Origin of the sequence: Acinetobacter sp. S4397-1, assembly GCF_024129285.1 — a bacterium.
Classification (GTDB): domain Bacteria; phylum Pseudomonadota; class Gammaproteobacteria; order Pseudomonadales; family Moraxellaceae; genus Acinetobacter; species Acinetobacter lwoffii_C.
The window spans coordinates 1-5,969 of sequence record NZ_JAMXXZ010000056.1 but is presented as its reverse complement, the minus strand read 5'-3'; the positions used below and the strand labels follow the sequence as shown (position 1 = coordinate 5,969).

Here is a 5,969-nt window from a genome sequence, read left to right as displayed (position 1 = left end):
ACCGTCCGCTAAGGAAATTGCAAAAATGCATATTCTAAAAGCGGACATTTTTACTTTGGAGAAACCGGACATTTCTATTTTGGGCTTACAAAAGCGTTTCGTATAAGCTCTATTATGTTAAATAGGTAGGGAATCAGGCTCAATCATTTTATTTTAAGATGAGTTTTGAGTACTTAATTATATGGTCTGTAACACTTTCTAAATGGTAAGGTTGATGAATCCAATGATGCCAGTAGAGTTGAACTTTATTTTCTAATTCTGGACATAAATCAATCATTTCATCTTGATCATAGAGGCTATTTAATTGGAATTCTGGAACCATTCCGTAACCTATTCCAAGTCGTATAGCGGTCAAAAAAGATTCTGAAGAGGGTATTAAGTGAAAAGGGTAACTACCCTTTGTTAGACCGAATTGCTTTACTAAAATATCAAAATGAAGATGGTCTTTTTCATTAAATATTACAGCAGGTGCTAAGCATAGGGCTTGTCTATTTATGCCACTAGCAAACCATTTTTTTATGAATGCTTTTGTTGCGATCATTCTATATTTCATCACACCTAGATATTGAGAATTACATCCTTTCATAGGTTTAGGTTCAATTGAGATACACGCATTAACAATTCCTTTTTCTAGTAAGGAATATGTATGAGCCTGATCATCAACGATTAGATTCAGCAATATTTTATTTTTTATAAGTACATCTTTGAGGGTTGGAAGTAACCAGGTTGCTAGGCTATCGGCATTAGATGCAATAACCACTTTAAAAAATTCAGCTTGTGACTTATTCATCAAATCATGTAAAAAATTCTGTTCCAATCTTTGACTTTTCTTTAAATATTCAAATACTTGCTGACCTGATGTGGTTAATTTACAAGGCTTACTACGTATTATTAATAACTGTCCTAATTCTTTTTCTAAAGCTTGCAATCTTAAGGTTACAGCAGATGGAGTCAGGCAGAGCATTTTTCCTGCCTGATCGAAACTACCAGTCTCAACTACCGCTAAAAAGGCTTCGCATTGTTTTTTTTCTAACATAAGAATTATTTAGCCAACCCAAAATATTCTTAATTTTAATGAATAAAAAAACAAATACACATAATTCAAATAAATAGATACTTCAGATAAGTCAATATGGTTACATTTTTAACAGGATTGGGGGTTGGGTTTTCTCTCATATTAGCCATTGGTGCTCAAAATGCTTTTGTTCTGAGACAAGGACTTAAGCGTGAATATGTTTTTAGTGTTTGTCTTATATGCGCCTTATCTGACTCTATTCTTATTTATTTAGGAACTACAGGATTCTCAAAGATCGTTGAAGAATTTCCTTTAATTACTATTTTTGCTCAATATTTTGGAGCTGTATTTTTATTCATTTATGGTTTGAGAAGCTTCTATTCAGCTTTTAGAAAACATACGCGTCTTGATCCGAGTAATATTGAAAAAGCTAATATTTATCATGTGCTAGGTACTTGTTTAGCATTTACCTGGCTCAACCCTCATGTTTACTTAGATACCGTTGTACTAATGGGTTCTATTTCCACGAACTTTGAAAGCGAGCTGCATATATTTACTATGGGAGCAATCCTATCTTCTTGGATATTCTTCTTTTCTTTAGGACATGGAGCAAAATTTCTATTACCGCTATTCCAAAGTTCTATTTCATGGAAAATTTTAGATTTCCTCATAGGCATAATTATGTGGGTTATAGCTGTAAATCTCTTGTTCTAAAAAGATGTGTCAGCAATCTACCTACTTTAAGTTTCTCTAAAATTAACATAATACACCTTATATGAAACTAAAAATGGGAGCTTTAAGCTCCCATTTTTGCTGAGTTTTTCAATTTTTAGGTAGTAGCCTAGGCTTCAATAAATTACGCACCTAAACGCATTAACTTTTCTTGAATCGCATCACTGACAAAGGCATTTAGAGAATTACTTGATGCTAAAACCGCCTTACGGTGTAATTCAGGGCTAATACGGACATTAAAAGTGCCTTTGAATGGTTGATCAGGAGATTTTCCTAGTTCAGCACATGATTCTAAATAGCCGTCTACAGATTCCTGAAAAGCTTTCTCAAGGGCTTTTAAAGTTTCCGCTTCATAGGTAATAAGATCACGAATAAAAGCAAGTTTTCCAAATAACTCACCTGTTTCAAGATCAGGCTCAATTGTTCCGAGATAACCTTTGTATTTTAAATAGCTCATAAAAATCCCTCCTGCTTGAGTGCCTGTTTTACAGCTTTCAATGCCCCACCTTTGATTTCATTTTCAGGGTGTGGTCTATGCAGTAAAATCATATGTTCAGTTTTTTCATTAAAAAACCGAACACGAGAGCCTGCCATTTCAAATTTTTCATAGCCGAGCTGGCTCAGTAAAACGACTAAATCTTTATATGGAAACGTATTTTTTGAATTTCCAAATTTTTCCAATAACTTTTCCGTTTTACCCATATTTTTGCCCTACTCAGTTACGACTAAGTATAGTCCCTTGAAATTAAAAAATGCAACTGAATTTAGTTGCATTTCATATAATCGCCATTATGTTAAATGGGGGGAGCCTCTAAAAATTATTGTCAAATTATGAATAAATATTTTTTATAACCTGATAAAAATCTAATGTTTAATTTATGATATTAATAATTAATTTAATAAGTCTTAAAAAACATGGATTTCGATAGTACTACTCAATTACCTACAAAGCTCTTAAATAAAATTTCTGAAGTTATTTCAGTAGACCCTAATGACATTGTTAAAGATGCGCAGTCTAAAGGGTTACCTATTTCAAAAATAGAAGACTTTACAACAGAAATTATTTGTAAAAATTATCGAAGAATTGAAGATATTTCTGGTTCTTATGGTAACTATGCAGCAAGAAATAGTGCAGTAACTGGACTGGCCTCTGGCGTTGGTGGTGTAGCAACAATGGTAACTATTGGGGGCGTGGATATTGTAAATATGGCAGCGCAATTGTATAGGTTGAATCAACGAGTTGCATATTTGAATGGCTTTGATCCAAATAATCCACATGATGCAGAACTAGCTAGAGAAATTTATTTATTTTCATTGGGGTTTGATAAAGCAGCTGTTGCTGGTGTGCAAGCTATGATGAATAGAGCTGCTCAAATTGCAGGAAAATCTGGGGCAAAATCAAACCCAGTACTTAAACTGATCATGATTGTTGCATCAAAATTAGCACCCAAAATGACAACTAAACAGGCAGCAAAATTTATTCCTGTTGTTGGTGGTATTTTGGGTGGAGGTATTAATTTCGCATTTGCTAAATATGCATCAAGTGAAATTCAGAAAAGATATAAAGAAGAGTTTTTTAGAAAAATGCAAACAGAGTCTATAAATTCTTAATTTTATAAATTTGGTACGGATATGTTAGTAATTTAATATTTCTAAAATTAACATAATACACCTTATACGAAATTCTTATATTTTTTCTTTATTTTTCAATGTTATAATACAATCTTTAAAGCCCCTTTTCTCCAATCGGGGCTTTTTTATGATTTATTACGTTCCACGCTTACTATTTGATCAATGTTCCACGATTTTAATAAGTCAAGGTGAACAATCAGATCAGCCATATGGCCTTAAAGGATAAATTTCGTCATTTTATTATGGCCAACATCAGGGTGAAGTGTGTCTAAGCTTTTTTGAAGCGAATATCATCGACTTAGGTCCCTATTTGCAACAGTACCCTCTTTCTACCATTTTTATAGATCGCTGGTATTAGCCTTCCACCCTCTGCTGTTGAAATTCACTTGACCCAGTCTGTTGTTGTGCCTTGAAGGCTAAAACCAGGGCTATAAGTTTAAATTCTTCCAAACGTAACTTTAAAAATGATTCATGAATTCGGGTATGACCGAATGCTTCTCCATAATGATTGATCAGGATAAAGTCATCTTGTAGTGCCTGAATAAACAGGTCCACAGTGTCATGGTCTAATTGGGATAAATACAGATCAGCTTTACTGTTAAACACATGAGTAACCAGAGCGATGGCAGAAAGTTGGCGATTTTCTTCGACATACTCACATTGCCCCCCGTGCTTGCTGCAATGGCATTTTTTATTTTACAGCGGACTTCTTTTAACTGCCGCGCGGCATGAATCTCCCCATAGCCCGAGAGATTTTATGTTAATTAATAAAAATATCCTTGTAGTGACTTATATCTAAGGCTTAGGGAGATTTCTAATATATTCATAGGCAATGTAACACTCCCCTGTTTCAGATGCATGTCTTAGCTTTGCCTCCAATAAGACAGGAAAAGGTATCTTTGATTTCAGACATTGATGTATATCTCTACCTGAAATACAAACAATTCTATTACCATTTCCAAAAGCAGTTAAACCATCACTACTAAAACCTTGCCAACTGATAAAAACACCTCTAGTCCATGAAGCCTTTCCATTAAGCTTACCTTGGAATGCGTGTAGATCACTAGCTGGCGTTTCTTTACTATGCCATTTTGCTTCCATTAAATAGTAAGCCCCATCCACTCTAAAACTACCGTCTATTTGTTCCCCTGTATTTCTAAAGCTCCCTTTTGGATCCATTTTGAATACTTTAAATAGCTCATTTAACCATAGTTCAAATGCATATCCACGAGGATGAGGGGGTAACAGTTTAATCCTATCCATTTCGGATATTAAATGTGTGTAATCAATGTCACTGAATGAGTTTTTGGGTGGAATTACCGATGGCAATCTAGCTGATAAATTTTTATCTAAAGATTTTATACTTACGATCAGAGCATTGTATTCAGCTAGATCTCTAGTTGCACTAGACGGATCTAAAGACATACGGTATGACCATAATTTATCTAAAATATGCAAAGCGGTATCTGCATCGACTTTTTTGAGAAGACAGCGCACACGCTTAGCTTTACTTGTCCCATCTTCTTTGTACTGTTCATTATCAATGTCAATATTTAACTCTTCATCAAAGAAATGGATAAGGGTTCTATCACTAAAATCTAGAAGATATCCACCTTCTGCACCAAATATACGATTAAATATCGTTATGTCTCTAAGTTTTAACTTCATAAATATCCGTAGTTGAGCTAAAAGCCACCTTTTACTGTATTTTAAAAATTCATATAACTACCATTATTTTAAAGGAAGCTAACTTATAATTAACTCTAATCTATAAGTGGTTTAATATCAGAAATATTTAAATATCCTTTTATATCAATATTATCTTTATTTAATTTTACTAATACCCATCCTGTAGGTAAATTATCAGTTTTATATACTTCAATTAATGTATTTTTTTCAATTTCTAAAATATTTTCTCCGTCGGGTGTCGCTCTTAAGAAGCTGTTAGATGTTAATACCGCATGACCTTTAATATTATTTATGGAATTTACTATCTGATTTTTATTAGATTGAATAAGTTCTATTTCTGATGAGATCGACATAGCTATTGTTAAAATTATTGGTATAACAAAATTAATAAAAATATTATTTCTTTGTGGTTCAGGTGTGTTTTTAAAATAATCATAAATAATTGATCCACTTGATGTATCAAAAATTCCTATATCAATTAGTTCAGCCGCTATATTTAGTGCATCTGTATCATGGATAACTGAATCTATAGCTTGAGCTGCATCTTTATCTATATGGAGTTCTTGTCCGTATAACTGGTTAAAATTATCAGTAATGTTTTTATTATTCTGAATAAAAGTAGAATCTCTATTTATTAAATTTTGTCTTTCTAACCATAAATCATTTGAAATTTTATGATGAAGACTTTGAATTTTAGTTTTTAAATCTGGCATTAGAGTAGTTGCTGCTAGAATTTTTTGTGTATCCGCTTCTAGACCTAATGATTCATTAATTGTTATAGATGAGGCATATTTTTTTATAGCTTCCATGGCAGCACTTTTATGATCCCACGGTCCTGCTACGTTGGCCATAGCAGCGCCAATAACACTGTTTCTGTTCCAAGGCTGAGTAGCTTTCTCAA

The 5,969-nt window shown here is 33.2% G+C and carries 8 protein-coding genes; 2 read left to right on the top strand and 6 right to left on the bottom strand.

Annotated elements, in window-relative coordinates:
* Nucleotides 1-148: 148 nt before the first annotated feature.
* The gene (locus tag NI467_RS14195; protein WP_174660717.1) at nucleotides 149-1,036 is read right to left on the bottom strand and encodes a LysR family transcriptional regulator ArgP; all 888 of its coding nucleotides are present in this window, start codon (nucleotides 1,034-1,036) and stop codon (nucleotides 149-151) included.
* A gap of 96 nt (nucleotides 1,037-1,132) precedes the next feature.
* On the opposite strand from NI467_RS14195, the gene NI467_RS14190 reads away from it, so the two are divergent.
* Complete coding sequence (locus NI467_RS14190; protein WP_174660718.1) at nucleotides 1,133-1,729, top strand: LysE/ArgO family amino acid transporter; 597 nt, start codon at nucleotides 1,133-1,135, stop codon at nucleotides 1,727-1,729.
* A gap of 142 nt (nucleotides 1,730-1,871) precedes the next feature.
* Here the strand turns inward: NI467_RS14190 and NI467_RS14185 are convergent, their stop codons facing one another.
* Together NI467_RS14185 and NI467_RS14180 are read right to left on the bottom strand one after the other, a co-directional pair.
* The gene (locus NI467_RS14185) at nucleotides 1,872-2,204 is read right to left on the bottom strand and encodes a type II toxin-antitoxin system HicB family antitoxin (RefSeq protein ID WP_004812232.1); all 333 of its coding nucleotides are present in this window, start codon (nucleotides 2,202-2,204) and stop codon (nucleotides 1,872-1,874) included.
* A complete protein-coding gene (locus NI467_RS14180; protein WP_004812233.1) occupies nucleotides 2,201-2,449 on the bottom strand; it encodes a type II toxin-antitoxin system HicA family toxin in 249 nt (82 codons plus the stop codon). Before NI467_RS14180 ends, NI467_RS14185 begins: the two co-directional genes overlap by 4 nt.
* Before the next feature lie 213 nt (nucleotides 2,450-2,662).
* Between NI467_RS14180 and NI467_RS14175 the strand changes: the two genes are divergently transcribed.
* Nucleotides 2,663-3,358, top strand: a complete 696-nt coding sequence (locus NI467_RS14175; RefSeq protein WP_101161727.1) for an EcsC family protein — start codon at nucleotides 2,663-2,665, stop codon at nucleotides 3,356-3,358.
* Between the two features lie 375 nt (nucleotides 3,359-3,733).
* On the opposite strand, the gene NI467_RS14170 is transcribed toward NI467_RS14175, so the two are convergent.
* From NI467_RS14170 to NI467_RS14160, 3 genes are all read right to left on the bottom strand, one after another.
* On the bottom strand, nucleotides 3,734-3,985 hold the full coding sequence (locus tag NI467_RS14170; protein WP_104988057.1) for a DUF4041 domain-containing protein: 252 nt from the start codon (nucleotides 3,983-3,985) through the stop codon (nucleotides 3,734-3,736).
* 189 nt (nucleotides 3,986-4,174) lie between these two features.
* Nucleotides 4,175-5,047, bottom strand: coding sequence for a restriction endonuclease (locus NI467_RS14165; protein ID WP_253153465.1), 873 nt, complete (start codon nucleotides 5,045-5,047; stop codon nucleotides 4,175-4,177).
* Nucleotides 5,048-5,142: 95 nt separating this feature from the next.
* Nucleotides 5,143-5,969, bottom strand: an 827-nt coding sequence (locus tag NI467_RS14160) for a hypothetical protein (RefSeq protein ID WP_253153464.1), incomplete at its 5' end; no start/stop codon positions are given.

Coding starts and splice junctions, on each gene's coding strand:
- NI467_RS14195 (WP_174660717.1), bottom strand. CDS start 1,036: ATGTTAGAAAAAAAACAATGCGAAGCCTTTTTAGCGGTAGTTGAGACT.
- NI467_RS14190 (WP_174660718.1), top strand. CDS start 1,133: ATGGTTACATTTTTAACAGGATTGGGGGTTGGGTTTTCTCTCATATTA.
- NI467_RS14185 (WP_004812232.1), bottom strand. CDS start 2,204: ATGAGCTATTTAAAATACAAAGGTTATCTCGGAACAATTGAGCCTGAT.
- NI467_RS14180 (WP_004812233.1), bottom strand. CDS start 2,449: ATGGGTAAAACGGAAAAGTTATTGGAAAAATTTGGAAATTCAAAAAAT.
- NI467_RS14175 (WP_101161727.1), top strand. CDS start 2,663: ATGGATTTCGATAGTACTACTCAATTACCTACAAAGCTCTTAAATAAA.
- NI467_RS14165 (WP_253153465.1), bottom strand. CDS start 5,047: ATGAAGTTAAAACTTAGAGACATAACGATATTTAATCGTATATTTGGT.